Here is a 25,178-nt window from a genome sequence, read left to right on the forward strand (position 1 = left end):
GGGGGCCGGCGCGGGGGGGGGCCCCCCCGGGCCGCGGGGGGCCGGGGGGGGGGGGGGGGGGGGGGCCCGGCGGCGGGGGGGGGGGGGGGGGGGGGGGCGGCGCCCCCCCCCCCCCGCGCCTGCGCCTGCGCCTGCGCCTGCGGCAAGTGCCGCCGCCTGAAGGACCACCGGTCCCGGCATCCTCCGCCAGAGGGCGGCGACCACCGGCCAGTCTTCGAACTGGGGGCGGACCTGCCAACGCCGTATAGCGGCGTTGGGCACCGTGACGCGTTTCCGCCCGCGCGCGCCTCTGGGCTCCTGCGTAATCGAGCCCCTGCCGTCTGGGAACAGCTCCATGGAGGAGCGGGGGCACTCGTCATCGAACTCCGCCATTTCAGGGCCGGTGTACTGCCACTTGCGCGTACGTCGGCTGAGCAGCCGACTCTGATCGTCCAGCAGCCGCAGGTCCAGCTCGTCGGTGCGACGGCCCTGGTTGTCGTAGAGCCACAGGCCGACGTAGTGGTCCCGCCAGGAAACCAGCCGGACCTCCAGCGGGGCCTCCCGCCCCGGGATCTGGTACACCACGACGTACGGCAGCCCCGCGGCATCACGCTCACGCGCCGCCTCGGCGGTCAGGAGCCGCCACGGCGCACGAGCCTCCAGATCCCACGCCAGCGCGTACGCCACCTCGACGACCGTGCCCAGTCCCTGTTCCCCGCCCATACGGCCACCGTCCGCTCTGCCTGACTCTCACGCACACGGTAGACACCGCCACTGACAAAGCGATGCGGGGGCCGGATGCCGGACTGGCTCAGCGCCATCGCGCTGTCGCCACGCGAGACGTGACAACGTGGCTGTTCGTCACGAGGCAACCATGCCGGACGCGGCTCATGACAACGGTGCGGCTCGGTGACCTATTGGGCCTCGGGCGGGTGGCCGCGCAGTGCGTACGCGCTGCGCCGAGCGAAGCCGAGGCAGCCTGACGCGCGGGGCAGCAGGGCCAATGCCCCCAAGACCTGTGGCTAGGGCATCTGACCGGGGTCAGCGGTGCCGACCGCTATCTCCGGGCCTTATGGCCGCTGGTGTGGCTGGCCGGTTTGACGTGGCGGACATGGACGACGTATCGCTGACAGTGCTTCGCCTGCGAGCCGCTTGTGTCCGCCGGTTCGGCTGAGCGGTGATGCGCCAGCTGAGGACCTCGGCGGGGTGCTCGGCGCTGTCGAGTTCTCGCTGGGTGCCCACCTCGGCCAGGAGGCGTCGGGGGTTGTGGCCGGCGGTCTCGGCGTGGGCGAGGGTTGTGGTCAGGGCGACCCAAGCGGGGTCGGCGAGGACCCGGTCGGCGTGGTCGGGGAGGGCCACGCGAACGTCCTGCTCGAAGCGGCGGGCGGTTGCGGCTCGTGGTGCGCGGTGGGCAAGGTCCGCCAGGACGGGTGGGGCGGCCTGTTGGTAGCCCGCCTGGAGGTGGCGGAGGGCTTCTTCGGCCGCCGCGGCCTGTTGTTCGTGGCCGCGCTGCTGGTGCCACTTGGCGGCGGCGCGGGCCAGGTGGACGGTGGCGAAGAGCAGGGCGATGGCGAGTCCGCCCGGCTCGTTGGAGGCATAGGCGAGTTCCTTGGCGGCCTTGCGCAGGGCAGTGGCGGCCTGGTGGTCGGCGCGGGTGGCGGAGAGCCGCCGTACCAGACGGGTTCGCCGGCCGCGTTGGTGTCGCCAGGGGCGGCGAGGCTGTAGCCGATCACGTCACCGGTCTCAGGGCCGAGGCGGGTCTTGACCTTGATGCCGAGGGACTGCAGCACGGTGAAGTAGTCAGCTTCGTTACGCACGGCGGCGGCGACCGCGTACGCCTGCTCGCGCAGCCAATGCCGTGCTGTGACCGTCTGGCCCTGGCGCTCGGCCTTGGCACGTTCGGCGCCGGTGGGAGTGCGGGGCGCGGTGAGGTCACCGGACTTCAGGCGGCGCAGGCCGAACTCGGCCTCGATCTTGCGGCACTCCGCCTGGGCCCGCTGTCCGTCGTGATGAGTGCGGGGACGGCGCCCGTCGGCGCGGACGGTGGTCGCCATGATGTGGATGTGGTCGTCGGCGTGGCGCACCGCGATCCACCGGCATGCCTTCTCGTCGCCTTCGGGGGCGATGCCGGCGGCGTGAACGATGCGGCGGGCGACCTCGGCCCACTCGGCGTCGGTGAGGTAGCGGTCGCCGGGCGCGGTACGGACCGGGCAGTGCCAGACGTGCTGAGGTGGCTTCTTGCCGCCCAGCTCGCAGGTACGCAGGTCGACATGGTGGTCGAGGCGCTTGGCGAGCTGGGTGTAGGTGGCCTCGGGGTCGCGGCCGGGGTCGGGGGCGCCGGCCATGTCCCAGGCAGCGACGATATGAGGGTCGGTGTGTTCGTCTCGGCGGCCGGGGCCGAAGAGGTAGACGATCAGTCCGCGGGTGTGGGAGCCGGTGGAGACGTCAGGAACCATGCGCGGTGCCTTCCGCCAGGAGCTGGTCGATCAGCCGGTAGCTGCTTTCGGCGGCTTGCTCAACGCGGTCCAGCACCGCCTCGGCACGCTCGGGCACCGTTCCTCGGTGGATGGCTGCTGTGATCTGGTTGAGGTTGCCACCGACTCGGTTCAGCGCGACCGTGTGTGCCTCGACGGCCTCGATCAGCGGGCGGCGAGGGTCGTCCTCCGGGCTGCCGACCATCCCTGCCTTGCCGAGGGCAACGGCCAGGGCGGCGTCCCCGACGAATCCGGCGAACTTCTGACCGCGCTGGTGAGCGGCGGCGCTGATCAGGCTGACTGCGGTCCGCGTGAAGCGGATGGTCTTCTCCTGGTCGCGCTTCTCTACGGTGCGCTTGCGGTTCATCAGCGCGGGCAGCACGGGGGCGTCGAGGTCCCGCCAGGAGGGCTGCTCGGCGGGCGGCTGGACATCGGTCGGCGGCTGAGCGTGCGGGGCAGCGGAGTCGGCTGCGGGCGGGCAGTTGGTCTCGGCTATGCCCTCTTCCGGCTCGGGCGCCCCCTGGCGCTCGGCCTTCCCCTCCGCCACCCCTGGGGCGGGGGCAAGCGCGGACAAAGCCTCGTTAGAGGCTCGTTCGCTCCAGCTTGCTGCTGATCGGCGGGTCAGGCCGAAGAATCCCTTGCGGCGGCGGGCGGGGGAGTTGTCGGTACTCGTTTCGGGCATGGTGGTGCTCCGGCAATCGTGTGGGGTGGGGCTTCGTCACGTCCGTTGCATCCGTCCCGTAGCTGGTCAGGACAGGTACGGAGGCGGTCGCAGGTACGGAGTGATCCGTATCGGCAAGGAACTCCGTCCCCGCGCTGACCTGCGCGGGGACGGATGCGACGGACTGATACGGAGCTGGTGTCAGCGCGTGGGCCTGGGGCCGGCAGGCCCGCCGGGCGGGCCGATGGGCAGCGCCCCGGACGGAGGGGCGGGCGGCTTGCCGTGGGTTGGCCGTACGAGCGCGGCCTCGCCGGCTGCGGGAGCCGGTTGGGCGGGGTCGGGGCAGTAGCGGGCCCAGGCGTCGAGGAACTGGTTGCGGGCGTACGCCTTGGCCTGCCGGCCGTTCTCGAAACGGTGGTTGGCCGGGCTGATGCCGAAGTCGCGCAGCAGGTTGGCCAGGTGGTAGGCGTTCAGGCCCTTGGTGCCGTACTCGGCCCACGGCCCCTCGGCGTCCTGGAGCAGGGCGGCGAGCAGGTCCTGGCTGCGCAGAGCCTCCTTGTGACCCACCTGTTCGAACACGCGGCGGACGTCGCGCAGCAGCCGCGTCTTCAGCGTCGTCTGTTCGTCCTGGACCACCTCGTTGCGGGTCATAGCCAGGCAGGCGGCGCGGGCCCGCGAGGGCCAGTGTCCGCCGGCCAGGTCGGCGACGATGACCAGGGGCTCCCAGGTGTCCGCAGCCCGGTCCTCGACCGGCATCGGCGGCACCAGCCGCTCCGCTGCCCCGCGCAGCGGGGTCAGCCACGCGGTTAGTCGGTCGCGCAGCGCGTTCAGTTCCGGGACGGAGTACCGGGAGCGGAAGGCAGCGATCTTCTCGCCGGGCTTGCGCTTCTGCATGCGGAGGACGATGGCACGGTCCATGATCGTGTCCGGCAGGTCGCCGATCCCGGCGAGCGCGGCCATGGCGAAGGTCGGGAACGCGGTCGGCTTGTGTTCCGGGCCGGAGATTCGCCAGGCCGGGCGGTTGCGCTGGTGCCCGGCGTTCAGCAGGCCGCGCAGGTCCTCCTTGTCGCCGGCCTTGGGGCCGAAGATGGTGTCGGCCTCGTCCACCAGCAGAGTCGGCGGGTTCTTGCCGATGACGCGGAAGACCACCGCAGGCGAGGTGTTCACCGTCATCATCGGCTGGTACACGGTCTCGTGGAGTACGTCGAGGACGCGGGACTTACCGCATCCCTTGGTCGGGCCCACCACCGCCAGGCGCGGCGCGTGCTGGAGGGCGGGCTGAGTGTGGGAGGCCGCCACCCACAGCGTGACCGCCGTCAGGGCCTCCTCGCTCGGCAGCACCACGTACCGGCCGATCGCCGCACGCAGGTCATCAAGCAGCGAGGCTCCTTCATCGGCCGTCTCGTGGCTCGTACCGGCGCGGTCCCCGGTCCCCGATCCGCCGTCAGGGACCACGGTCCCCGCAGATGCGTGGGGACCGTGGCCCTCACCATCAGCTCGGAGAGCGGCGTGCTCGCCCGGGATTCGGGGACCGGGTTCGGGGACCAGGGGACCGAAAGTCTCCGTCCGGTCCCCGCCTTCCGCTCCTGCGGGACCGGTCCCCAGGGCACTGACCTGCGCATGTTCCGCGCGGGGGGTGTTTCGGTCCCCGACCGGAGCACCCGTCGAAGTATCGCCACTGGCGGGTACAGCAGGGGACCGTGACTCCGTTCGGTCCCCGCTTCGGTCCCCGTTGCGCCAGGGGATGCCCTGGCCGGGGACCGCGGGGGTGGGCCAGACAACCTCGGATGCGTTCGAGGTGGCGGGGGACGTAGGGTCCTCCATAGACGTTCCTCTCAGGTGAGGGACGGGACGGGCAAGGTCCCGCCCCTCACCGGTTCGTTCGTTCAGGGATGGGCGGCGTGCAGGGGAATCTCCGGCCCTCGGCGTTGGCGCGCCGGGGGCCGTTGCTGTGTCCGGGGCTGTCGGCGGCTCACGAGGCCAGACCCCACTCGTCCTGGCCCTCGATCAGCGTGCACTCATAGCGCAGCAGCTCCGCCTCGGGGTAGAGCACCCGCTTGCCGATCTTGATGCCGCGCGGCCCCTTCTGGATGTGGCGCCAGTAGCGAACGGTGCTCTCGGCCGTGCGGTAGCGCTCGGCGACCTCGGTGGTGGTCAGGTATCGCATGCATTCCCATTCGGCTAGGCGACGATTCGATCTGCATAGAGTTGTACCCCAGGATCGGCGGTTACCCAAATCGGGAAGCCCATGTTTCAATTGGGATAGCGACGGTGACGATGGAGGTTCGATGGCAGGCGACAAGCCCGAGGGTGGCGAAGTGCCGCTGCTCTACAGCGAAGGAAACGTGGCCGCACGCGTCGCCCTGGAGCGCGAGGTCAGAGGGTGGAGCACGACCGAGCTGGCGGAGCGGGTGACCAGAGCCGGCGTCAAGATGAACCAGACGGCGGTCTGGCGCATCGAGAACGGCACCCCCCGTCGGCGCATCAACCTCGACGAGGCCCTCGCCTTCTCCCGCGTCTTCGAGCTCCCCCTCGAAGAGCTCATGTCACCGGCCCTGGAAGGGCTCGACATCGACAGCCGACGGCTCGTCCAGGAAGCCGTCGAAGCGTTCTACGAGGCCCGAGACGCGCGCGACCGTCTCCACCACGCCGTGGTCGCCATCGCCGACCACATCAAGGCCCATCCCGACAGCTCGCGGGCGATCCACGAGCAGTGCCTCCGCCTCATGGGCGACGAGCGCGACGCTCGCACGCTCAGCAGCGACATCGAGGACGGCGGCCACTACTGACAACCGACAAGAAGGAGAGGCCACTTGGCCAACATCCAGAAGCGCCCCAACGGCAAATGGCGTGCTCGCTACCGCGACCTCGACGGCAAGGAGCACGCCCGCCACTTCGACCGCAAGATCGACGCCCAACGGTGGATCGACGAGGTCACGGCCAGCCTGGTCACCGGTCAGTACGTCGACCCGCGGTCGGCGAAGAAACCCTTCAAGGACTACGCGGAGGAATGGCGGGCCATCCAGCCGCACCGACCTTCCACGGCCAAGGCGGTGGCCCAGCACCTGCGCTGCTACGTCTACCCGGCTTGGGAGAAGCGGGCACTCGGCGCGATCAAGCCCGGCGACGTACAGAGCTGGGTCACCAGCCTGAGCACCACGCACGGGCTGGCCGCCAGCACCTCACGGACGGTCTTCAACACGGTCAACGCCGTCTTCCGGGCGGCCGTCCGTGACCGGATGATCCCTCACAACCCGTGCGCCGAGGCGAAGCTGCCCTCGGTGCCCCGGAAGAAGATCGTGCCACTGGCCGTCGAGCAGGTGCGGACGCTGTCCGAGGAGATGCCCGCCCGCTACAAGGGCCTCGTGCTGCTCGGCGCGGCCACCGGGCTCCGTCCCGGCGAGTTGTTCGGCCTCCAGCTCCGGCACGTTGACCTGCTGCACGCGACCGTCTCGGTCGAGCAGCAGATCCAGCAGACCACCAAGCACGGCGTGTACGTCTGCCCGCCCAAGACCGCTCGCTCGCACCGCACGGTCCCGCTCCCCCGCATGGCGGTGGATGCGATGAAGGCCCACCTGCGGGACTTCCCCGCCAATGGGCCCGAGGGCTGGATCTTCACGGCGCCGCAAGGCGGACCCGTGGTCTACACGCACTTCATGGACGGGTCCTGGCGGCCCGCCTGTGCGAAGGCCGGCATACCGAAGGGCACCGGACCCCACGCCCTCCGGCATCACTACGCCAGCCTGCTGATCAAGCACGGCGAGTCAGTGAAGACCGTCTCCGAGCGCCTCGGCCACACCAACGCGGCCATGACGCTGAACATCTACACCCACCTGTGGCCCGACTCCGAGGAGCGGACCCGGGCCGCCGTCGACAAGGCGTACGCGGACCAGTCCGCCGATGCCCGGCCACAGGTCGACGAAGCGGCGTAGCCGCTCCCCCACGCGCTGACAAAAGTCAGCCCGCTGCGGACTCTGTGCGGACCACGAAGGCCGCCCAACCCGCTCCGTCGCAGGTCAGACGGCCTTTCGCCGAACGTATTAGACGTTGAAGCGGAACTCCACCACGTCCCCGTCCTGCATCACGTACTCCTTGCCCTCCATGCGGGCCTTGCCGGCTGCTCGGGCTTCGGCTACGGAGCCGGTGGCGACGAGGTCGCCGAAGGAGATGACCTCCGCCTTGATGAAGCCCTTCTGGAAGTCGGTGTGGATGACTCCCGCGGCCTCCGGGGCCGTGGCGCCCTTCTTGATGGTCCAAGCGCGGGATTCCTTGGGGCCGGCCGTCAGGTAGGTCTGGAGGCCCAGGGTGTCGAAGCCCACGCGGGCCAGGGTGGCGAGGCCCGGCTCCTCGGCGCCGACGGACTGGAGGAGTTCCATGGCGTCCTCCTCGTCCAGCTCGGCGAGGTCGGCCTCCAGCTTGGCGTTGAGGAAGATCGCCTCGGCCGGGGCGACCAGGGCGCGCTGCTCGTCCTTGAACGCCTCGTCCGTCAGCTCCTCCTCGTCCACGTTGAAGACGTAGAGGAACGGCTTGGTGGTGAGGAGGTGCAGGTCGTGCAGGAGCTCGGCGCGCTCGCTGCCCTGGACGATGCCCTGCGAGAAGAGGGTGTCGCCGCGCTCCAGGATCTCCTTGGCCTCTTCGACCGCCGCGACCTTGGGGGCGATGTCCTTCTTGATCCGGGACTCCTTCTGGAGGCGCGGCAGGACCTTCTCGATGGTCTGGAGGTCGGCGAGGATCAGCTCGGTGTTGATCGTCTCAATGTCGTCCTTCGGCGAGACCTTGCCGTCGACGTGGACGACGTTCTCGTCCTTGAAGGCGCGGATGACCTGGCAGATGGCGTCCGACTCGCGGATGTTCGCCAGGAACTTGTTGCCCAGGCCCTCGCCCTCGCTCGCGCCGCGCACGATGCCGGCGATGTCGACGAAGTCGACGGTCGCGGGAAGGACACGCTGGGAGCCGAAGATCTCGGACAGCTTCGTCAGGCGGGCGTCGGGGACACCGACCACGCCGACGTTCGGCTCGATCGTGGCGAACGGGTAGTTGGCCGCCAGCACGTCGTTCTTGGTCAGGGCGTTGAACAGGGTCGACTTGCCGACATTCGGCAGACCGACGATTCCGATCGTGAGCGACACGTTGGCGACTTCCCTAGAAGTGTGGATGGTGGGCCGATCCACCAGTTTACGGGCGGCCGGGTGCGGGCAGCGACGGCCGGGATGAGCCGAAGTTCACGGGGACGTCGGCCGTACGGCGTGTCCCATGCCCGTCTCCTGCCCCTTTGCGTCCTACGTTGTCCCCGTGGAGCAGCACAGGAGCAGTCCCCCTCGTCGTCCGCAGCGCGTACGGCCTGGTGCGCCGCAGCCGCAGGCCGCGCAGCTGATCGAGGGCGCCGCGGTCCGCCCCGTCCGGCGCCCGCCCGGTGGGGCGACCGGTGCGCCCGGGCCCGGCGGGGCGGGTGGTGGGGCGGGCAGCGCTCCGGGTGGCCGCCCCCGGCCGGCGCCGGGGCGGCGGCCCGTACCGCCCGTGGTCCTGGCGCTGCGGCGGCTGCCCGCCGCCCGTCTTACCGGCCTCGGCGCCGGACTGTTCGCGGCGGCGGCGATGTTTCTGCTCGGGTGCGTGGACTGGCTGCTGTTCGACGGCTCCCCCGCCGTGTACGGGGTGCTGTTCCTACTGGTCAGCGCCCTGACCGCGCTGTGGGTCCGGGGCGCCGACCTGGTTACGGCGCCGATCGGCGTACCCATCGCGTTCGCCGTCGGGGTCGTGCCCATCGCGGGCGGCACGGGCGGCATCGGCGGCCAGGCCATGGCGGTGGTGACCGCGCTCGCCGTGCACGCCGGCTGGCTGTACGGCGGGACGCTGGTCGCCGGCGTCATCGCCTCCGTACGGAAGGTACGGCTGATGGGCCGGCGGCAGCAGCGTGCCGCGGCGGCAGCCGAAGCGGCGGCTGCGGCTGCCGCCGCTTCGGCTGCCCAGCGGCGGTCGTGAGGCCGGTGCCCGCGTCAGTGTGACGCCGACGCCGTGGCCATCGCCGCGCCCACGATGCCCGCGTTGTTCTGGAGCTGCGCGGGGACGATCTCCGCCCTGACGCCCTTGATCAGCGGCAGGAACTTGTCCGCCTTGCGGCTGACGCCGCCGCCGACGATGAACAGCTCCGGCGAGAACAGCATCTCGACATGGGCCAGGTACCTCCGCACCCGGTGCGCCCACTCCTGCCAGCTGAGGTCCTTGTCCTCCTTGGCCCGGGTCGATGCCTGCTTCTCGGCCTCCTTGCCGTTCAGCTCCAGGTGGCCGAGCTCGGTGTTGGGCACGAGCCTGCCGTCGGTGAAGACGGCGCTGCCGATGCCCGTACCGAACGTCAGCATGATCACCGTGCCCTTGCGGTCCCGTCCCGCGCCGTACGTCATCTCGGCGATGCCCGCCGCGTCGGCGTCGTTGAGGACGGTGACGGGCAGGCCGCCCAGGCGGTCGCCGAGCAGCGCGGCCGCGTCCACGTCGATCCAGGTCTTGTCGACGTTCGCCGCCGTACGGATCTTCGACCCCGTCACCACACCGGGGAAGGTGACGCCGACCGGGCCCGACCAGCCGAAATGCGCCACGACCTCCGCGACGCAGCCCGCGACGTCCGAGGGCGTCGCGGGCTGCGGGGTCAGTACTTTGTGGCGGGGCTCGGCCAGGTCGCCGCGGTCCAGGTCCACGGGAGCGCCCTTGATCCCCGACCCGCCGATGTCCACTCCGAAGACGTTCATGGACACAACGTTACGGGGCGGCGCTGACAGTCACCGCCACGGGAGGGGCGGAGGGGCCGTCACTGCCCCGAGAGGGCTGCGGCCTCGGCGCGCAGGTCGCGCCGGAGCTCCTTCGGCAGCGAGAACGTGATCGACTCCTCGGCGGCCTTCACGATCTCGACGTCCTCGAAGCCGCGCTTCGACAGCCACTCGAGGACACCCTCGACCAGAACGTCGGGCACGGAGGCGCCGGAGGTGACCCCGACCGTCGTGACGCCGTCGAGCCACGCCTCGTCGATCTCGTCGGCGAAGTCCACGAGGTGGGCGTCCCGGGCGCCGGCTCCGAGGGCGACCTCCACGAGCCGTACCGAGTTGGAGGAGTTCTTGGAGCCGACGACGATGACGAGGTCGGCCTCGGCGCCCATCTGCTTCACGGCGAGCTGGCGGTTCTGCGTGGCGTAGCAGATGTCGTCGCTCGGCGGCGAGATGAGCTGCGGGAACTTCTCCTTCAGGGCGTCGACGGTCTCCATCGTCTCGTCCACGGAGAGGGTGGTCTGGGAGAGCCAGACCACCTTGGACGGGTCGCGGACCTCGACCTTCTCGACGTCGCCCGGACCGTCGACCAGCGTGATGTGGTCCGGGGCCTCGCCGGAGGTGCCGATGACCTCCTCGTGGCCCTCGTGGCCGATGAGGAGGATGTCGTAGTCCTCGTTGGCGAAGCGGACGGCCTCCTTGTGCACCTTGGTGACCAGCGGGCAGGTCGCGTCGATCGTCGCAAGCTTCCGCTCCGCCGCCTCCTGGTGGACGGTCGGCGCGACGCCGTGCGCCGAGAACATCACGATGGACCCCTCGGGGACCTCCGCCGTCTCGTCGACGAAGATGGCGCCCTTCTTCTCCAGGGTCTGCACGACGTACTTGTTGTGGACGATCTCGTGCCGGACGTAGATCGGGGCGCCGTACTGCTCCAGCGCCTTCTCCACGGCGATCACGGCACGGTCCACGCCCGCGCAGTAGCCACGGGGAGCGGCGAGGAGGACTCGGCGGGCAGGAGGCGTAGGAGTCATGCCCCCCATCGTAAGGCCGTGCGGAACAGGCGGAAGATCCACCACGGAGCTCAGACCGGGTGCCATGGACGGCACGACCGGTGCCGGTACCGGTAGCGGCACCACCATCGCCGGTGCCGGCGGCATCGGCGGCGGGCGGGCGCGGGACTCCCGGCGGACGGGGGGCTGCGGCGGAACCTGGCTTCCGAGGTCTGGACGTGTACGGGCTGTTGTTCATCGCCCCCATGGCGCCCGTCGGGGCGTACGGCACGCTCGGCGCGATGGCGACGGTGGCCGTGGCGTTCACCGCGTACGGCTACGCCCAGATGGTGCGGGTGGTACCCCACGCGGGCTCGGTCTTCGCGTACGCGCGGAAGGGGCTCGGCGAGGCGCCGGGGTTCGTCGCCGGGTGGATGGCGATGCCGGACCGGTGAGAGCCGGGGAAGTGTCGGTGGCGGCGCGTACGCTCGCTCGTATGGCTCTCTCTACGTCTGCGGAAGCTCCCCTGCCCGTCGGTGAGGTCTCGCGGCTCATCGGGGGATGGATCGACCGCCTCGGGGCCGTGTGGGTGGAGGGGCAGATCACCCAGTTGTCGCGGCGGCCGGGCGCCGGGGTCGTGTTCATGACGCTGCGCGACCCGTCGTACGACATCTCGGTGAGCGTCACCTGCTACCGGCAGGTGTTCGACACGGTCGCGGACATCGTGTCCGAGGGCGCCCGCGTCGTGGTGCTGGCCAAGCCTGAGTGGTACGCGCCGCGCGGGCAGCTGTCGCTGCGGGCCACGGAGATAAGGCCGGTCGGCATCGGGGAGCTGCTGGCCCGGCTGGAGCAGCTGAAGCGGTCGCTGGCGGCGGAGGGGCTGTTCGGGGCCGACCGGAAGAAGCCGTTGCCGTTCCTGCCGCAGCTGATCGGTCTGGTCTGCGGGCGGGCGTCGGCGGCGGAGCGGGACGTGCTGGAGGTCGCGCGGCGGCGCTGGCCCGCCGTCCGGTTCGCCGTGCGGAACGTGGCAGTGCAGGGCGTCCACGCGGTGCCGCAGGTGGTGCAGGCCGTCAAGGACCTGGACGAGCTGCCGGACGTGGACGTGATCATCGTGGCGCGGGGCGGTGGCAGCGTGGAGGATCTGCTGCCGTTCTCGGACGAGCAGCTCGTACGGGCGGTCGCCGACTGCCGGACGCCGGTGGTGTCGGCGATCGGGCACGAACCGGACTCCCCGCTGCTGGACCTGGTGGCGGACCTGCGGGCGGCCACGCCGACGGACGCGGCGAAGAAGGTCGTCCCCGACGTGGGCGAGGAGCTGGAGCGGGTCCGTGCGCTGCGCGACCGGGCACTGCGGTGCGTACGCGGGCTGCTGGAGCGGGAGGAGCGGGGCCTCGCGCACGCGCTGCACCGGCCCGTGATGGAGCACCCCCAGCGCATGGTCGAGGAGCGGCGGGCGGAGGTGGACGCGCTGCTGGCGCGCAGCCGGCGGGTGCTGGGGCACCTGCTGGACCGGGCCGACTCGGAGGTCGCGCACACCCACGCGCGCGTGGTGGGCCTGTCGCCCGCCGCGACGCTGGAGCGGGGGTACGCGGTGCTCCAGCGGACGGACGGCGCAGTGGTCCGCTCGCCCGGCGACGTGACGGACGCGGAGGAGCTGCGCGCCCGGGTCGCGGAGGGCGAGTTCACGGTGCGCGTGAGCGCCGGCGATGTCGTACCCGGCCCTTAGGCTGGAGCGCATGGCAGCCAACACGACGGACGCGACGGACGCGGCGACAGCCGCCGGGACGGCGATCGGGTACGAGCAGGCGCGCGACGAGCTGATCGAGGTCGTGCGCCGGCTGGAGGCGGGCGGGACGACGCTGGAGGAGTCGCTGGCCCTGTGGGAGCGGGGCGAGGAGCTGGCCAGGGTGTGCCGCCACTGGCTGGAGGGGGCGCGGGCCCGACTGGACGCCGCGCTGGCCGAGCAGCACGCCGCCGACGAACGCGAGGCGTGACGACGGGGGGTTGACGCGGGGCTTCAGTCGGGGGCTCGACGCGAAGGCTTCACCCGGGGCTTGGCGTGGAGGCTTCACTCAGGGCTTGACGCTGGGGCTCGACGCGGAGGCTCGACGCGGGGGCTCGACGCTGGGATCGACGCTGGGGGATCGACGCGGAGGCTTGACGCTGGGGCTCGACGCGGGGGCTCGACGCGGGGGCTCGACGCGGGGGCTTGACGCTGCGGCTCGAGGCGGGGGCTTGACGTGGGGGTGGCGTCGGACCCCGTGGATGGGGACCGGCGACAGCCGGTCGGCCGCTACCGGCCCACGCACAGCACCGCTGGGACAGCGAGTGTGACGTGGCCCACCGCAGCCTCGATTTAGTTGAACATTAACCTATCTCCGTCGTACGGTGAGGACACCGCTTCACATCCCGTATGTCCGGAAGGTACGCATGTCCCTCGTTCTCGACCCCGCCGCCCAGGACCTCCTCTTCCGCGAGGCCCGCACCGCCAACACGTTCACCGACGAGCCGGTGACCGAGGAGCAGGTTCAGGCGATCTACGACCTGGTCAAGTACGGGCCGACCGCCTTCAACCAGACGCCGCTGCGCATCGTCCTCGTGCGCTCCGCCGAGGCCCGCGAGCGGCTCGTCCCGCTGATGGCCGAGGGCAACCGGGCCAAGACGGCCACGGCGCCGCTCGTCGCGATCCTCGCGGCGGACAACGAGTTCCACGAGGAGCTCCCCACGCTGTTCCCGGCCTTCCCGCAGGCGAAGGACGTCTTCTTCGCCGAGCGCCCGGCCCGCGAGTCGGCCGCCGGCATGAACGCCGCGCTCCAGGCCGCGTACTTCATCGTGGGCGTCCGCGCCGCCGGCCTCGCCGCCGGCCCGATGACCGGCTTCGACTTCGCGGGCGTCCAGAAGGAGTTCCTGGACGGCGACCACACCCCGCTGATGATCGTCAACATCGGCAGGCCGGGCGCCGACGCCTGGTACCCGCGGTCGCCGCGCCTGGCGTACGAGGACGTCGTCACGACCGTCTGACGCGCCCCGCGCCCCGCGCCCCGCGCCGCCGTCCCACGGACCGGCAGCCGCTCCGGCCCCCGGCACCGCCCCCTGCGGTGCCGGGGGCCGTCGGCGTTCAGCGGCGGGCCCGCCACAGGCCGTACAGGCCGGTCACCGACGCGATGATCAGCGTGAAATTCGAGGCTCCCGTGACCAGGTAGACCCCTGTGACCAGAGCGAGCAGCAGGACCAGCCCCAGGAGTTCGGTGCGGCCCGGCGGGCGGCTGGAGGGCTCTTCGGGGCGAGGGGCTCGGGTGCCGGGAGTCATGTCGTCACCGTTCATGCCGTCCAGCACAACGAACCCGCCGCCGGACACACCCACCCAGCAGACGAACCCGACCGTTCCGGATCGGACGGACCCTTTCACATGCGCAGTGTGATAGTCCCGTCACTTGGCGTTTACGATGCTCTCCCACTTTCGTATCCGCATGAAGGACGAAGCACATGAGCGATGCGGAGGCGTACGCCGTCGCGCTCAAACAGTTCGCCACGGACCTGAACGAGCTGCACAGCAGGCGCGGCGCGCCCTCGCTGCAGAGCATGGTGAACCGGTCGAAGGTACCGCCGGGGCGCATGCTGTCGAAGTCGACGATCAGCGAGGCCCTGAACGGCAAGCGCCTGCCGTCGGTGGACGTCACGCTGAGGATCGTCCAGCTCCTGACGGCCGACGATCCACCCCCGCAGCAGAGGCGGATCCGCGGTGAGTGGCGTATGCGTTGGCCACAGCTGAAACAGCTGCAGAAACAGGCGCGAATCCCGCGTCAGCAGCGCGTTCCGCTGCCGCCGCCCCGGACGTCCACGAACGCCATCGAACACGCCGGATCGATCTCGAACGTTCTGGATCGTTCCGACACAGGTCTTCCGCACCCGTTGCCGTTCTTCTTCCACCTTCGGGTGTACGCCGTGGTCTGGTCGGTGCACGACCGCACCGACCCCAACTGCTTCCAGCTCCCCGAGCGGGCCTGGTACCAGGTCATCGGGCTCGGTCCGCACAACGGCTGGATCGTCGCCACCGCTCCCCCGGCGCCCTTCCAGATCCTGGGTCTGCTGCTGCGCGGCACCGTCCCGCCGGAGGACACCCGGCCGTATCTGCCCGGCCAACCCTGAACCGAACGGCCGAAGGGCCGAAGAGCCGAACGGCCGAAGAGCCCGACGGCCGAGGAGCCGAACAGCCGAATAGCTCAACGGCCGAGCAGCCGAGCGGCCGAGCGGCCGAGCGGCCGAGCGGGGCACCGACCGCGGCGGTGCCGACGGCGCCCGGAAGGTCAGGCCTTCTTCGGGGCCTTCGACGTCAGCGCGGCCGCCATCTCGGTGAGCTGCTTCTCGGGCGCGGTGCCCGTGACCACGGTCGTGACGCCCGCCTCCTTGAGGACGAGCGCGTCGTACTTCGGACCCTCCCAGCGCTGCCAGGTCCGGCCGTCGATCTTCCGGGTCTCACCCGTGTCCGCGGCACCGTGGCTGACCTTGCCGATGTACTTGTCGGCCTCCGGCGCCGTCGACTGCTCCACCGCCACGTACTCGCGGTCCGGCGTGAGGAAGCCGAGGTGCCAGGCATCGGCCTCATGGCGCTTGTACGAGACCGACGTCGCCTTCCACTCCCCGGCGAGGTTCTCCGGCGCCAGCACCGGGTACGGCGCCGCGCGCTGCGCCGTGACCAGCTCCACGCCGTAGTCGACGGCCTGGATCGGGTCCGCCTTGTCGTCGTGCGGGACGAAGAAATAGATCACGCCGGCGGCGGCGCAGATGACCGCCATCGACTGGAACATCCCGCGTACCGTCTGCTTGCCTCGCATACCTGCCACGCCCCTATGGTCGCATCAGGGCATCCCGCTCATACGTGGGCCCCTCTGCTCAATTTGTCGACGTACCGATAGAGTCCAGGCACCCTCTTCACCACCGGCCGTCGCCGTACAGAAAGGTGCGCTCCGATGACCGAGCATCATCTGCCGTCCGAGCTCGAAGTCTCTCCCGAGGCCCCCGACCGCAACCTCGCCCTGGAACTCGTCCGGGTCACCGAGGCCGCCGCCATGGCGGCCGGCCGCTGGGTGGGCCGCGGCGACAAGAACGGCGCGGACGGCGCGGCCGTACGGGCCATGCGCACCCTCGTCTCCACCGTGTCGATGAACGGCGTCGTCGTCATCGGCGAAGGGGAGAAGGACGAGGCCCCCATGCTGTTCAACGGCGAGCGCGTCGGTGACGGCACCGGCGCCGAGTGCGACATCGCCGTGGACCCGATCGACGGTACGACGCTGACCGCGAAGGGCATGCCCAACGCGATCGCCGTACTCGCCGCCGCCGACCGGGGCTCCATGTTCGACCCGTCCGCCGTGTTCTACATGGACAAGCTGGTCACCGGCCCCGAGGCCGCGGACTTCGTCGACATCGACGCGCCCGTGTCCGTGAACATCCGCCGGGTCGCCAAGGCGAAGAACTCCGCACCCGAGGACGTCACCGTCGTCATCCTGGACCGCCCCCGTCACGAGGGCATCGTCAAGGAGATCCGCGAGACCGGCGCCCGGATCAAGTTCATCTCGGACGGCGACGTCGCCGGTTCGATCATGGCCGTCCGCGAAGGCACCGGCGTGGACCTGCTGATGGGCATCGGCGGCACGCCCGAGGGCATCATCAGTGCCTGCGCGATCAAGTGCCTGGGCGGCGTCATCCAGGGCAAGCTGTGGCCGAAGGACGCCGAGGAGCGGCAGCGCGCCCTCGACGCGGGCCACGACCTGGACCGGGTGCTCTCCACGGACGACCTGGTCCGCGGCGACAACGTGTTCTTCGTCGCGACCGGCATCACGGACGGCGAGCTGCTGCGCGGTGTGCGCTACCGCTCGGAGACGGCGACGACGTCGTCGCTCGTCATGCGCTCGAAGTCCGGCACGATCCGGCAGATCGACTCCACGCACCGGCTGTCCAAGCTGCGCGCGTACAGCCAGATCGACTTCGACCGCGCGAAGTGACCGCGCGGTAGGCCGCGACCACGGTCGCGGGACGGCATACGAAAAGGGGCGCCCCCATGTGCGGATGGGGGCGCCCCTTCCCGTACGGGCCGTGCGGCCGGTGCGCGGGGTCAGCCCGCGGCGGCGATCCGGGGGCCCGTCGAGGCCGCCTTCTTGAGCTCGACCTCGCGCCGCCGGCGACGGGCCAGCACGACACGGCGCTCGGCCGCGGTGAGGCCGCCCCACACGCCGTACGGCTCGGGCTGGAGCAGCGCGTGCTCGCGGCACTCGACCATCACGGGGCACCGGGCGCAGACGCGCTTGGCCGCTTCCTCGCGTGCCAGCCGCGCGGCCGTCGGCTCCTTGGAGGGGGCGAAGAACAGTCCGGCTTCGTCGCGGCGGCACACCGCCTCCGTGTGCCAGGGGCCGGCCTCGTCCTCGCGCGGGGGAATGCGCTGAGAGGGTACGGCGGCGACCGGGAGGGGCTGATGCGGCAGTTGCAGCACGGTCTACTCCTGACGACGGCTTACGCGAGCGAGAGAGGCGATGCAGCAAGCCCTACCCGCTGTGCGCACGCCTATGCACTGCGTGGCACGGGGCCGCTACGGCGGGGCCCGGCGCGCGGCCGAAAATCGACGCCCGACGGCGACGGCTGACACCGCCCACGGGGGCCTCGGCACCCGGGTACGCCGACGGCCGCCGGGCGCCGACGCGCGAAGAGCCCGGCGAGTCAGCCGCCGAGGTGCTTGCGGAACCTGTCGTGGAGGTCGGCGATGCGCTTGCCCCGCTTCGGCTTGGCCTCGACGTTGCCGAAGACCGCGTAGCCGTTGACCACGACGACGGGCGCCTCGGGGTCGCTCGCCTCCAGGGTCACCACCTCGAAGTTGCCGAAGACCCCGGTGCCGCTGCCGCGCAGCGTGATGTTCTCCGGGACGCGCACCTCGACGTTGCCGAAGATCGACGCGGCGTTGATGGTGGTCAGGCGCTGGGCGAAGACCGCCTCGGTGAGGTCGATCTCGACGCTGCCGAACAGGGAGAACGCGCTGGTCCTGCGGCCGATGCGCCAGCGGCCGCGGCGGGTCGAGCTGGAGAAGACGGCCACCAGGTTCTCGGTGGGGCCCGTCGGCTCGTCGGGCCCGTAGGCGTACGACCGCGCCGGCTCCCCGCTCCCCGTCCGGGCGGCGGGCAGGTCCTGGACGAGCGGTTCGAGTTCGCCGACGGTCTTGGCGCGGTACACGGCGTCGATCCGCTCCGCGTGCTCGTCGGCGTCGATCCGCCCTTCGGCCAGGGCGTCGCGCAGGATGTCCGCGATCCGGTCGCGGTCGGCGTCCGAGGCCCGAAGGGATGCGCCGGGCGCCTGCGGCCGTACCGCGGGGCGCTTCTCGGGCTGTGCGTCGTCGGGCTGCTTTTCGAGGTCCACGCCCCTCAGCGTAGCGAAACGCGATAGATCGCGACTAGAGGCTCACATGACGTGGCGGTGGCCGCTTCCCGAGCCTGGCCGCGGCCCTGAGCGCGACCGCACGGCAGGCGCGGACACGCGGCGGAGGCCGGGGGCCGCGCGGCGGAGGCGGGGGTCGCGCGGCGGTGGGCGGGGGTCGCGCGGCGGTGGGCGGGGGCCGCGCGGGAACTGAGCCTTACCTCACAGGGTCGGGCCCCGCCGCGCGCTCTACGCTTGTGGACGCGTCGCCAATGGAGGCCGCGCCGCTGTCTGCCGAGTGAGGAATGGCCGTAATGCCAGAGTTTGCGTACTCCGATCTTCTGCCGCTGGGAGAGGACACCACGCCCTACCGCCTGGTGACCTCGGAGGGTGTGTCCACCTTCGAGGCCGACGGCCGTACGTTCCTCAAGGTCGAGCCGGAGGCGCTGCGCAAGCTCGCCGAAGAGGCGATCCACGACATCCAGCACTACCTGCGGCCCGCGCACCTGGCCCAGCTCCGGAAGATCATCGACGACCCGGAGGCGTCGTCGAACGACAAGTTCGTGGCGCTGGACCTGCTGAAGAACGCCAACATCGCGGCTGCGGGCGTGCTGCCGATGTGCCAGGACACGGGCACCGCCATCGTGATGGGCAAGCGCGGGCAGAACGTCCTCACCCAGGGCGGGGACGAGAAGGCCCTCTCGCGCGGCATCTACGACGCGTACACCAGGCTGAACCTGCGCTACTCGCAGATGGCTCCGCTCACCATGTGGGAGGAGAAGAACACCGGCTCGAACCTCCCCGCCCAGATCGAGCTGTACGCGACCGACGGCGGCGCGTACAAGTTCCTGTTCATGGCGAAGGGCGGCGGCTCCGCGAACAAGTCGTTCCTCTACCAGGAGACGAAGGCCGTCCTGAACGAGACCTCCATGATGAGGTTCCTCGAGGAGAAGATCCGTTCGCTCGGTACGGCCGCGTGCCCGCCGTACCACCTGGCCATCGTCGTCGGCGGTACGAGCGCCGAGTTCGCGCTGAAGACGGCGAAGTACGCCTCCGCGCACTACCTGGACGAGCTGCCGTCCGAGGGCTCGGAGCTGGGGCACGGCTTCCGGGACGAGGAGCTGGAGAAGAAGGTCTTCGAGCTGACGCAGAAGATCGGCATCGGCGCGCAGTTCGGCGGCAAGTACTTCTGCCACGACGTCCGTGTGGTGCGGCTGCCGCGGCACGGCGCGTCGCTGCCGGTCGCGATCGCCGTCTCCTGCTCGGCCGACCGCCAGGCCGTCGCGAAGATCACCGCCGACGGCGTCTTCCTGGAGCAGTTGGAGACCGACCCGGCGCGCTTCCTGCCGGACACGACGGACGAGCACCTGGAACAGGACGGGGACGTCGTCAGGATCGACCTGAACCAGCCGATGGACGAGATCCTCGCGGAGTTGACCAGGTACCCGGTCAAGACCCGGCTGTCCCTGACGGGTCCGCTGGTCGTGGCGCGCGACATCGCGCACGCCAAGATCAAGGAGCGGCTCGACGCGGGCGAGGACATGCCGCAGTACCTGAAGGACCACCCGGTGTACTACGCGGGCCCCGCGAAGACGCCCGAGGGGTACGCCTCCGGTTCGTTCGGACCGACGACGGCCGGGCGCATGGACTCGTACGTCGAGCAGTTCCAGGCGGCGGGCGGCTCGAAGGTCATGCTCGCCAAGGGCAACCGCTCGCAGCAGGTGACGGACGCGTGCGGCACGCACGGCGGCTTCTACCTCGGCTCGATCGGCGGTCCTGCGGCCCGCCTCGCGCAGGACTGCATCAAGAAGGTCGAGGTCGTCGAGTACGAGGAGCTCGGCATGGAGGCCGTCTGGAAGATCGAGGTCGAGGACTTCCCGGCGTTCATCGTCGTGGACGACAAGGGCAACGACTTCTTCAAGGACCCGGCGCCCGCGCCGACGTTCACGTCGATCCCGGTACGCGGTCCCGGCCTCGGCTGACCCGGGCGGGGCGGGTCGCGGGCCGAACGGGCCGGTCCGCCGAAGGCCCGGTCCGGTGAGCGCCCGGTCCGGGGACGCCGGGGCCCGGGACACCGACGGGTCACGGCCCGTGAGACGCCCGGCCCGGGACACCGACGAACCCCGGCCCGCCGAGGGTCCGGCCCGCCGAAGGTGCGGCCCTGCGAGGGCCGGGGCCCCGGGACACCGACGGGTCACGGCCCGCGTGGGCCGGGCCCATGCCCGTGCTCCGCTAGTCGGTGAGGTGGAAGTCCAGCCGCTGGTAGTCCCCCTCGCCGGCACCCCGGACGTAGCCGCGCGCGTCCGCGAAGTCGCCGGTTCCGCCGGTGATGGCGACGTCGAACGCGGACGGCCCCTCGTCCGTCAGGCTGTACGACGTCAGTGTCTGCACGCTGAGCTGCCCGGCCGGGTCACCGGTCAGGACGAACGTGCCCACGCACAGGACGTCACCGCCCTGCTCGCCCTGGCGCACCACAGTGCAGGTCACGCCGGACCGGCCGGCCTTCTCCCCGCCCTTGGCGCGGTAGAGGTCCTCGGCGAAGGAGAAGGTCTCGCCGACGGCGGGTGGCGCGGTGGGCTCCTCCTCGCCGGGGATCTCCTTGGCGTAGAGGGTGAAGTCGGGGTCGGCGGGCTGGGCGGCGGCGGTGGAGGCCGGGGCGGCGCCGAGGGCGACGGCGGCGGCCGCGGCGACGCCGAGCGCACCCATCCTCCTGAAGTCGCGGGACATGTCCTGCCTCCTGTGGAGTGGGGACCCCCCTCCGCCTACTCATTATCCGACGGTCGCCCCGTGTCCGCCCGCCCGCGCGCGGACACGGCGAAGGCCCCGGTCACCCCCTCGGTGACCGGGGCCTTCCCGCTCTACGGCGTTCTCACGCGAAGCGCTGCTTCGCCGAGCCGTCGCAGGGCTGGAGCCGCAGCGGATCCCTGGCGGCCGCGAGCGTCACGCACAGGTCCGTCGCCGAGGCCGGGCGGAGCGTGCCGGACTGGCGGACGAACTTCTGGTTGGCGGCGCCCGAGCAGTTCCAGAGGATCAGCGCGGTGCCCGGTGTGTAGCGGGCCGCCTGGACGTCCAGGCAGCGGTCGTGGGTGAGCGCGGTGTGGAGCGAGCCGCGCTGGGTGTCGTACCACCAGTCCTGGTTGCGGCCGCCGTGGCAGTCCCAGCCGCCGACGGCGGTGCCGTTGCGGGTGACGGCGGCGGTGACGTCGACGCAGGTGCCGGTGGCCGCGCTCTTCAGTGGCGTGAACTTGTCGTTCCACGCGCCGGGCACCAGTACGGGCTTGCCGGTGGACGCGGGGTCGACGCAGCCGGCTTCCCGCAGTCCGGAGGCGTACAGCTGGGTCAGGCAGGAGGCGAAGGCGGCGTGGCCGGCCTTGTTGGGGTGGAAGGACTGCCGTACGGAGTTCTCGTCCCAGGGGAACTTGGACACGTCGACGAACAGGCCCCTGGCCCAGGTCTCGTCCATGCACACCTCGTGGCCGTGGAAGAGACGTGAGTTGTCCAGGTAGGTCGCGCCGGTGTTCGCGGCGGCCCTGCGGACGCCGCGTTCGAACGCGGGTACGGCGGTGTTGCGGCCCCAGACGGTGTCGGAGTCGTAGCCGAGGCCGCCGCAGGCCAGTTTGCCGGGGAAGGCGGGGTTGTCGCGGAAGTCCGGGCCGATCGGGCTGGGGTAGCTCATCACGACGAGCTTGTAGTCGCCGTCGGCGTATCCGGCGTCGCGCATCACGGTCCGCAGGTCGCGGACGGTCTGCTCGACCTTGGGGACGAGGCCGTCGACGCGGTTCTGCCAGCCGGGCGCGTACTTCGGCTCGCACGGGCCCTGGAGGAGGACGTAGCGGGTGACGCAGTCGGTCATCACGGGGCCGAACTGGAGGTCGTCGTTGGCTCCGGCGACCAGGAGCACCATCTTGACGCGGGTGTTGCGGGCCTTGATGGCGAGGCTGTCGCTCTGGACGAGTTCGTCCGCGTACTGCTTCGACCCGCCGATGCGGATGTTGCCGGTGGATCCGCCGGAGCAGGAGACGTTGTAGGTGACGTCGGCGGGGATGCCGGTACGGTGGATGGCCGCGTCGGGCGAGCGGTGGCACCAGTTGTCGGGGCCGTCCGTGCCGGGTTCGTAGGTGCCGACGCCCTCGCCGGAGATCTCGCTGTCGCCGAGCGAGATCAGGCCGGTCTTGCGTTCGGCGAGCGGGCGTTCGGCGGGGCTGCCGTACAGGGCGGTGGCCTCGGCGGCGCGGATCCGCTCCAGTTCGGCGGGCAGCGGTACGGACTGGACGGTACGGGGCGCCTCGGCGGCGGTGGCGGTGGCGGTGACGGCGGGGACGCCACCGAGGGTGGCGGCGAGCACGGCGGCGGCGGTGGCGACCGTACAGGCGAGTCGCCGTCCGGTGCGCGGGGGGTTCGGGGGGTGCCCGCCCGTCAGATGCAGCATTGCGCCTCCTGGAAGTGGGGTTACCCACGGTTTTTACTGGCCGGTAGCGCACTTGGGAATAGACCGAACAAGACAAGTGCTCATCTTTTCCAGGAGGTTGGACACCATGAGCGACGCGAGCGGCACGCCCGACAGCACCCCCGGGGCCGGGACCGAGGGCTTCCGGATCGAGCACGACTCCATGGGCGAGGTGCGGGTCCCCGCGCACGCCAAGTGGCGGGCCCAGACCCAGCGGGCGGTGGAGAACTTCCCCGTCTCCGGCCAGCGGCTGGAGCGCGCCCACATCGAGGCGCTGGCCCGCGTCAAGGCCGCGGCCGCGAAGGTCAACGCCGACCTGGGCGTCCTCGACCCGGACATCGCGGCGGCCATCCAGGAGGCGGCCGCCGAGGTCGCCGACGGCCGCTGGGACGACCACTTCCCGGTCGACGTCTTCCAGACCGGGTCCGGCACCTCGTCCAACATGAACACCAACGAGGTGCTGGCCACCCTGGCGACCGAGCGGCTCGGCCGGGACGTCCACCCCAACGACCACGTCAACGCGTCCCAGTCGTCCAACGACGTCTTCCCGTCCTCCATCCACATCGCGGCGACCGCCGCCGTCACCGGCGACCTGATCCCCGCACTGGCTCATCTGGCCTCCTCCCTGGAGCGGAAATCGGCCGAATTCTCGGAGGTCGTCAAGTCGGGGCGTACGCATCTCATGGACGCCACACCGGTGACGCTGGGTCAGGAGTTCGGCGGGTACGCCGCGCAGATCAGGTACGGCGTCGAACGGCTGCGGGCTTCGCTGCCGCGTCTGGCGGAACTGCCGCTGGGCGGTACGGCGGTCGGTACCGGCATCAACACCCCGGCCGGTTTCTCCGCCGCCGTCATCGCCGAGGTCGCCGACGCCACCGGCCTGCCGCTGACGGAGGCGCGCGATCACTTCGAGGCGCAGGGCGCGCGGGACGGGCTCGTGGAGACGTCCGGACAACTCCGGACGATCGCGGTCGGCCTCACGAAGATCTCGAACGATCTGCGCTGGATGGCGTCGGGGCCGCGCACCGGACTGGCCGAGATCAACCTGCCCGACCTCCAGCCGGGCTCGTCGATCATGCCGGGCAAGGTCAACCCGGTCGTCCCGGAGGCCGTCCTGATGGTCGCCGCCCAGGTCACGGGGAACGACGCCGCGGTCGCGGCCGCCGGCGCCGCGGGGAACTTCGAGCTGAACGTGATGCTCCCGGTGATGGCCAGGAACCTGCTGGAGTCGGTGCGGCTGCTCGCGAACGCGTCCCGGCTGCTCGCCGACCGCACCGTCGACGGCATCACCGCGAACGTGGAGCGGGCCCGCGAGTACGCCGAGTCGTCACCGTCCGTGGTGACACCGCTGAACCGGTACATCGGGTACGAGGAGGCGGCGAAGGTCGCCAAGAGGTCGCTCGCCGAGCGGAAGACGATCCGTGAGGTCGTTCTGGAGTCCGGGTACGTCGAACGGGGCGACCTGACCGTGGAGGAGCTTGACCGCGCCCTCGACGTCCTGCGGATGACCCGGCCCTGACCTGCCACGTCGCCGGTAGCGGCGCCCCGGAGGCGTGATCCGGGTCGCGGCGGCCGCCCCGGCACCCCCCTAAGATCTGCGCATGACAGCGGAGACGACAGGCGCGGAGGCGGCGTCAGGAGGCAGGGCCGACGGCCGCGAGGCCCGTACGGGCGGGCGGGGGGACGCCCGGACGGGCGGGCGTGAGGACACCCGGGCGCGCGGGCGCGAGGACACCCGGACGGATGGTGGAGGCGAGGGCGGCACCACCGGTGCGCGGTGGGCGCCCGGAGACCCGATCCTGTGGCGGTACCGGGACAACGGCGGCGGCCACGTCCACATCTGCCGGCCCGTGACCGTCGTCCAGGACACCGCCGACCTGCTCGCCGTGTGGATGGCCCCGGGCACGGAGTGCGTCAAGCCCGTGCTCGCGGACGGCACCCCCGTGCACGAGGAGCCGCTCGCCACCCGCTACACGGCGCCCCGCACCACCGTCCGCACCCGCTGGACCGGTACGGGCGTGCTGAAGCTCGCACGGCCGGACGAACCGTGGTCGGTATGGCTGTTCTGGGAGCGGGGCTGGGCGTTCCGCAGCTGGTACGTCAACCTGGAGGAGCCGCGCACCCGATGGGCGGGCGGTGTCGACTCCGAGGACCACTTCCTCGACATCTCCGTCTACCCCGACCGCAGTTGGCTGTGGCGGGACGAGGACGAGTTCGCCCAGGCGCAGCGGAACGGCCTCATGGACCCCGCGCAGGCCCTGCGGGTACGGGAGGCCGGGCGGGCGGCCGTGGAGGTCGTCCGGGCCTGGGGAGCGCCGTTCGCGGACGGCTGGGAGAACTGGCGGCCCGACCCCCGGTGGGCGGTGCCGGAGCTGCCGGCCGACTGGGATCGCACCCCGGCGCACACGGCTCCGTGAGACCCTTGATGCGCCCCTGGGGTCCAAACGTAGGATCGTCCTCCGCGAGTCACCGCGAGAC

The 25,178-nt window shown here is 71.3% G+C and carries 23 protein-coding genes and 2 pseudogenes; 12 read left to right on the plus strand and 13 right to left on the minus strand.

Annotated features, from left to right (window positions below; translation table 11 throughout):
- Positions 1 to 1,020: 1,020 nt before the first annotated feature.
- The 4 genes and pseudogenes from ACGF5U_RS08900 to ACGF5U_RS08915 form a co-directional block, all read right to left on the minus strand.
- A pseudogene (locus tag ACGF5U_RS08900) lies at positions 1,021 to 2,435 on the minus strand (relaxase/mobilization nuclease domain-containing protein).
- Positions 2,425 to 3,000 (minus strand): hypothetical protein, encoded by a 576-nt coding sequence (locus tag ACGF5U_RS08905; protein ID WP_392712656.1) that lies wholly within the window; start codon positions 2,998 to 3,000, stop codon positions 2,425 to 2,427. Before ACGF5U_RS08905 ends, ACGF5U_RS08900 begins: the two are co-directional and overlap by 11 nt.
- Before the next feature lie 315 nt (positions 3,001 to 3,315).
- Positions 3,316 to 4,569, minus strand: a complete 1,254-nt coding sequence (locus ACGF5U_RS08910; protein WP_392712389.1) for a DUF3631 domain-containing protein — start codon at positions 4,567 to 4,569, stop codon at positions 3,316 to 3,318.
- Positions 4,570 to 5,086: 517 nt separating this feature from the next.
- Complete coding sequence (locus ACGF5U_RS08915) at positions 5,087 to 5,281, minus strand: helix-turn-helix transcriptional regulator (protein ID WP_392712387.1); 195 nt, start codon at positions 5,279 to 5,281, stop codon at positions 5,087 to 5,089.
- Between the two features lie 121 nt (positions 5,282 to 5,402).
- On the opposite strand from ACGF5U_RS08915, the gene ACGF5U_RS08920 reads away from it, so the two are divergent.
- Positions 5,403 to 5,903 (plus strand): helix-turn-helix transcriptional regulator, encoded by a 501-nt coding sequence (locus ACGF5U_RS08920; protein WP_392712384.1) that lies wholly within the window; start codon positions 5,403 to 5,405, stop codon positions 5,901 to 5,903.
- A 24-nt stretch (positions 5,904 to 5,927) separates the two neighbouring features.
- Positions 5,928 to 7,046, plus strand: a complete 1,119-nt coding sequence (locus tag ACGF5U_RS08925) for a tyrosine-type recombinase/integrase (protein ID WP_392712382.1) — start codon at positions 5,928 to 5,930, stop codon at positions 7,044 to 7,046.
- 108 nt (positions 7,047 to 7,154) lie between these two features.
- Here ACGF5U_RS08925 and ychF read toward each other — a convergent pair whose 3' ends face one another.
- On the minus strand, positions 7,155 to 8,243 hold the full coding sequence (gene ychF, locus ACGF5U_RS08930; protein ID WP_392712381.1) for a redox-regulated ATPase YchF: 1,089 nt from the start codon (positions 8,241 to 8,243) through the stop codon (positions 7,155 to 7,157).
- Between the two features lie 163 nt (positions 8,244 to 8,406).
- Between ychF and ACGF5U_RS08935 the strand changes: the two genes are divergently transcribed.
- Positions 8,407 to 9,093 carry a DUF6542 domain-containing protein gene (locus tag ACGF5U_RS08935; protein ID WP_392712380.1) on the plus strand — a complete coding sequence of 229 codons (687 nt, stop codon included), beginning with the start codon at positions 8,407 to 8,409 and terminating at the stop codon, positions 9,091 to 9,093.
- Between the two features lie 14 nt (positions 9,094 to 9,107).
- Here the strand turns inward: ACGF5U_RS08935 and ppgK are convergent, their stop codons facing one another.
- Positions 9,108 to 9,854: a polyphosphate--glucose phosphotransferase gene (gene ppgK / locus ACGF5U_RS08940; protein WP_392712379.1), complete on the minus strand. Its 747-nt coding sequence runs from the start codon at positions 9,852 to 9,854 to the stop codon at positions 9,108 to 9,110.
- A 59-nt stretch (positions 9,855 to 9,913) separates the two neighbouring features.
- On the minus strand, positions 9,914 to 10,906 hold the full coding sequence (locus tag ACGF5U_RS08945; RefSeq protein ID WP_392712378.1) for a 4-hydroxy-3-methylbut-2-enyl diphosphate reductase: 993 nt from the start codon (positions 10,904 to 10,906) through the stop codon (positions 9,914 to 9,916).
- Positions 10,907 to 11,010: 104 nt separating this feature from the next.
- Between ACGF5U_RS08945 and ACGF5U_RS08950 the strand changes: the two are divergent.
- The 4 genes and pseudogenes from ACGF5U_RS08950 to ACGF5U_RS08965 form a co-directional block, all read left to right on the plus strand.
- Positions 11,011 to 11,304, plus strand: a pseudogene (locus tag ACGF5U_RS08950) (amino acid permease); the annotation flags it as partial.
- A gap of 47 nt (positions 11,305 to 11,351) precedes the next feature.
- The gene (gene xseA / locus ACGF5U_RS08955; protein ID WP_392712376.1) at positions 11,352 to 12,581 is read left to right on the plus strand and encodes an exodeoxyribonuclease VII large subunit; all 1,230 of its coding nucleotides are present in this window, start codon (positions 11,352 to 11,354) and stop codon (positions 12,579 to 12,581) included.
- A gap of 10 nt (positions 12,582 to 12,591) precedes the next feature.
- Positions 12,592 to 12,849 (plus strand): exodeoxyribonuclease VII small subunit, encoded by a 258-nt coding sequence (locus ACGF5U_RS08960; RefSeq protein ID WP_392712374.1) that lies wholly within the window; start codon positions 12,592 to 12,594, stop codon positions 12,847 to 12,849.
- 436 nt (positions 12,850 to 13,285) lie between these two features.
- Positions 13,286 to 13,876 (plus strand): malonic semialdehyde reductase, encoded by a 591-nt coding sequence (locus tag ACGF5U_RS08965; RefSeq protein ID WP_392712372.1) that lies wholly within the window; start codon positions 13,286 to 13,288, stop codon positions 13,874 to 13,876.
- A 97-nt stretch (positions 13,877 to 13,973) separates the two neighbouring features.
- Here ACGF5U_RS08965 and ACGF5U_RS08970 read toward each other — a convergent pair whose 3' ends face one another.
- Positions 13,974 to 14,264 (minus strand): hypothetical protein, encoded by a 291-nt coding sequence (locus ACGF5U_RS08970; protein ID WP_392818352.1) that lies wholly within the window; start codon positions 14,262 to 14,264, stop codon positions 13,974 to 13,976.
- Between the two features lie 77 nt (positions 14,265 to 14,341).
- On the opposite strand from ACGF5U_RS08970, the gene ACGF5U_RS08975 reads away from it, so the two are divergent.
- Positions 14,342 to 15,004 carry a hypothetical protein gene (locus ACGF5U_RS08975; protein ID WP_392712368.1) on the plus strand — a complete coding sequence of 221 codons (663 nt, stop codon included), beginning with the start codon at positions 14,342 to 14,344 and terminating at the stop codon, positions 15,002 to 15,004.
- Positions 15,005 to 15,162: 158 nt separating this feature from the next.
- Here the strand turns inward: ACGF5U_RS08975 and ACGF5U_RS08980 are convergent, their stop codons facing one another.
- Positions 15,163 to 15,699, minus strand: a complete 537-nt coding sequence (locus ACGF5U_RS08980) for a DUF4245 domain-containing protein (protein WP_392712366.1) — start codon at positions 15,697 to 15,699, stop codon at positions 15,163 to 15,165.
- A gap of 126 nt (positions 15,700 to 15,825) precedes the next feature.
- Here ACGF5U_RS08980 and glpX point away from each other — a divergent pair, with 126 nt between their 5' ends.
- Positions 15,826 to 16,857, plus strand: a complete 1,032-nt coding sequence (glpX, locus tag ACGF5U_RS08985; protein ID WP_392712364.1) for a class II fructose-bisphosphatase — start codon at positions 15,826 to 15,828, stop codon at positions 16,855 to 16,857.
- A gap of 110 nt (positions 16,858 to 16,967) precedes the next feature.
- On the opposite strand, the gene ACGF5U_RS08990 is transcribed toward glpX, so the two are convergent.
- Entirely contained in the window at positions 16,968 to 17,342 is a 375-nt protein-coding gene (locus ACGF5U_RS08990) for a WhiB family transcriptional regulator (RefSeq protein ID WP_392712362.1), read from the minus strand.
- Between the two features lie 224 nt (positions 17,343 to 17,566).
- Positions 17,567 to 18,256 carry a DUF1707 domain-containing protein gene (locus ACGF5U_RS08995; protein WP_392712360.1) on the minus strand — a complete coding sequence of 230 codons (690 nt, stop codon included), beginning with the start codon at positions 18,254 to 18,256 and terminating at the stop codon, positions 17,567 to 17,569.
- Between the two features lie 302 nt (positions 18,257 to 18,558).
- Here ACGF5U_RS08995 and ACGF5U_RS09000 point away from each other — a divergent pair, with 302 nt between their 5' ends.
- Entirely contained in the window at positions 18,559 to 20,235 is a 1,677-nt protein-coding gene (locus ACGF5U_RS09000) for a fumarate hydratase (RefSeq protein ID WP_392712358.1), read from the plus strand.
- A gap of 250 nt (positions 20,236 to 20,485) precedes the next feature.
- Here the strand turns inward: ACGF5U_RS09000 and ACGF5U_RS09005 are convergent, their stop codons facing one another.
- Positions 20,486 to 20,980, minus strand: coding sequence for a hypothetical protein (locus tag ACGF5U_RS09005; protein WP_392712356.1), 495 nt, complete (start codon positions 20,978 to 20,980; stop codon positions 20,486 to 20,488).
- 142 nt (positions 20,981 to 21,122) lie between these two features.
- Complete coding sequence (locus tag ACGF5U_RS09010; RefSeq protein WP_392712355.1) at positions 21,123 to 22,682, minus strand: ricin-type beta-trefoil lectin domain protein; 1,560 nt, start codon at positions 22,680 to 22,682, stop codon at positions 21,123 to 21,125.
- Between the two features lie 106 nt (positions 22,683 to 22,788).
- Here ACGF5U_RS09010 and ACGF5U_RS09015 point away from each other — a divergent pair, with 106 nt between their 5' ends.
- On the plus strand, positions 22,789 to 24,219 hold the full coding sequence (locus tag ACGF5U_RS09015; protein WP_392712353.1) for a class II fumarate hydratase: 1,431 nt from the start codon (positions 22,789 to 22,791) through the stop codon (positions 24,217 to 24,219).
- An 82-nt stretch (positions 24,220 to 24,301) separates the two neighbouring features.
- Positions 24,302 to 25,117, plus strand: coding sequence for a DUF402 domain-containing protein (locus ACGF5U_RS09020; protein ID WP_392712351.1), 816 nt, complete (start codon positions 24,302 to 24,304; stop codon positions 25,115 to 25,117).
- Positions 25,118 to 25,178: the final 61 nt, after the last annotated feature.

It is taken from the genome of Streptomyces sp. NPDC047886 (assembly GCF_043204435.1).
In the GTDB taxonomy this organism is placed as follows: Bacteria; Actinomycetota; Actinomycetes; order Streptomycetales; family Streptomycetaceae; genus Streptomyces.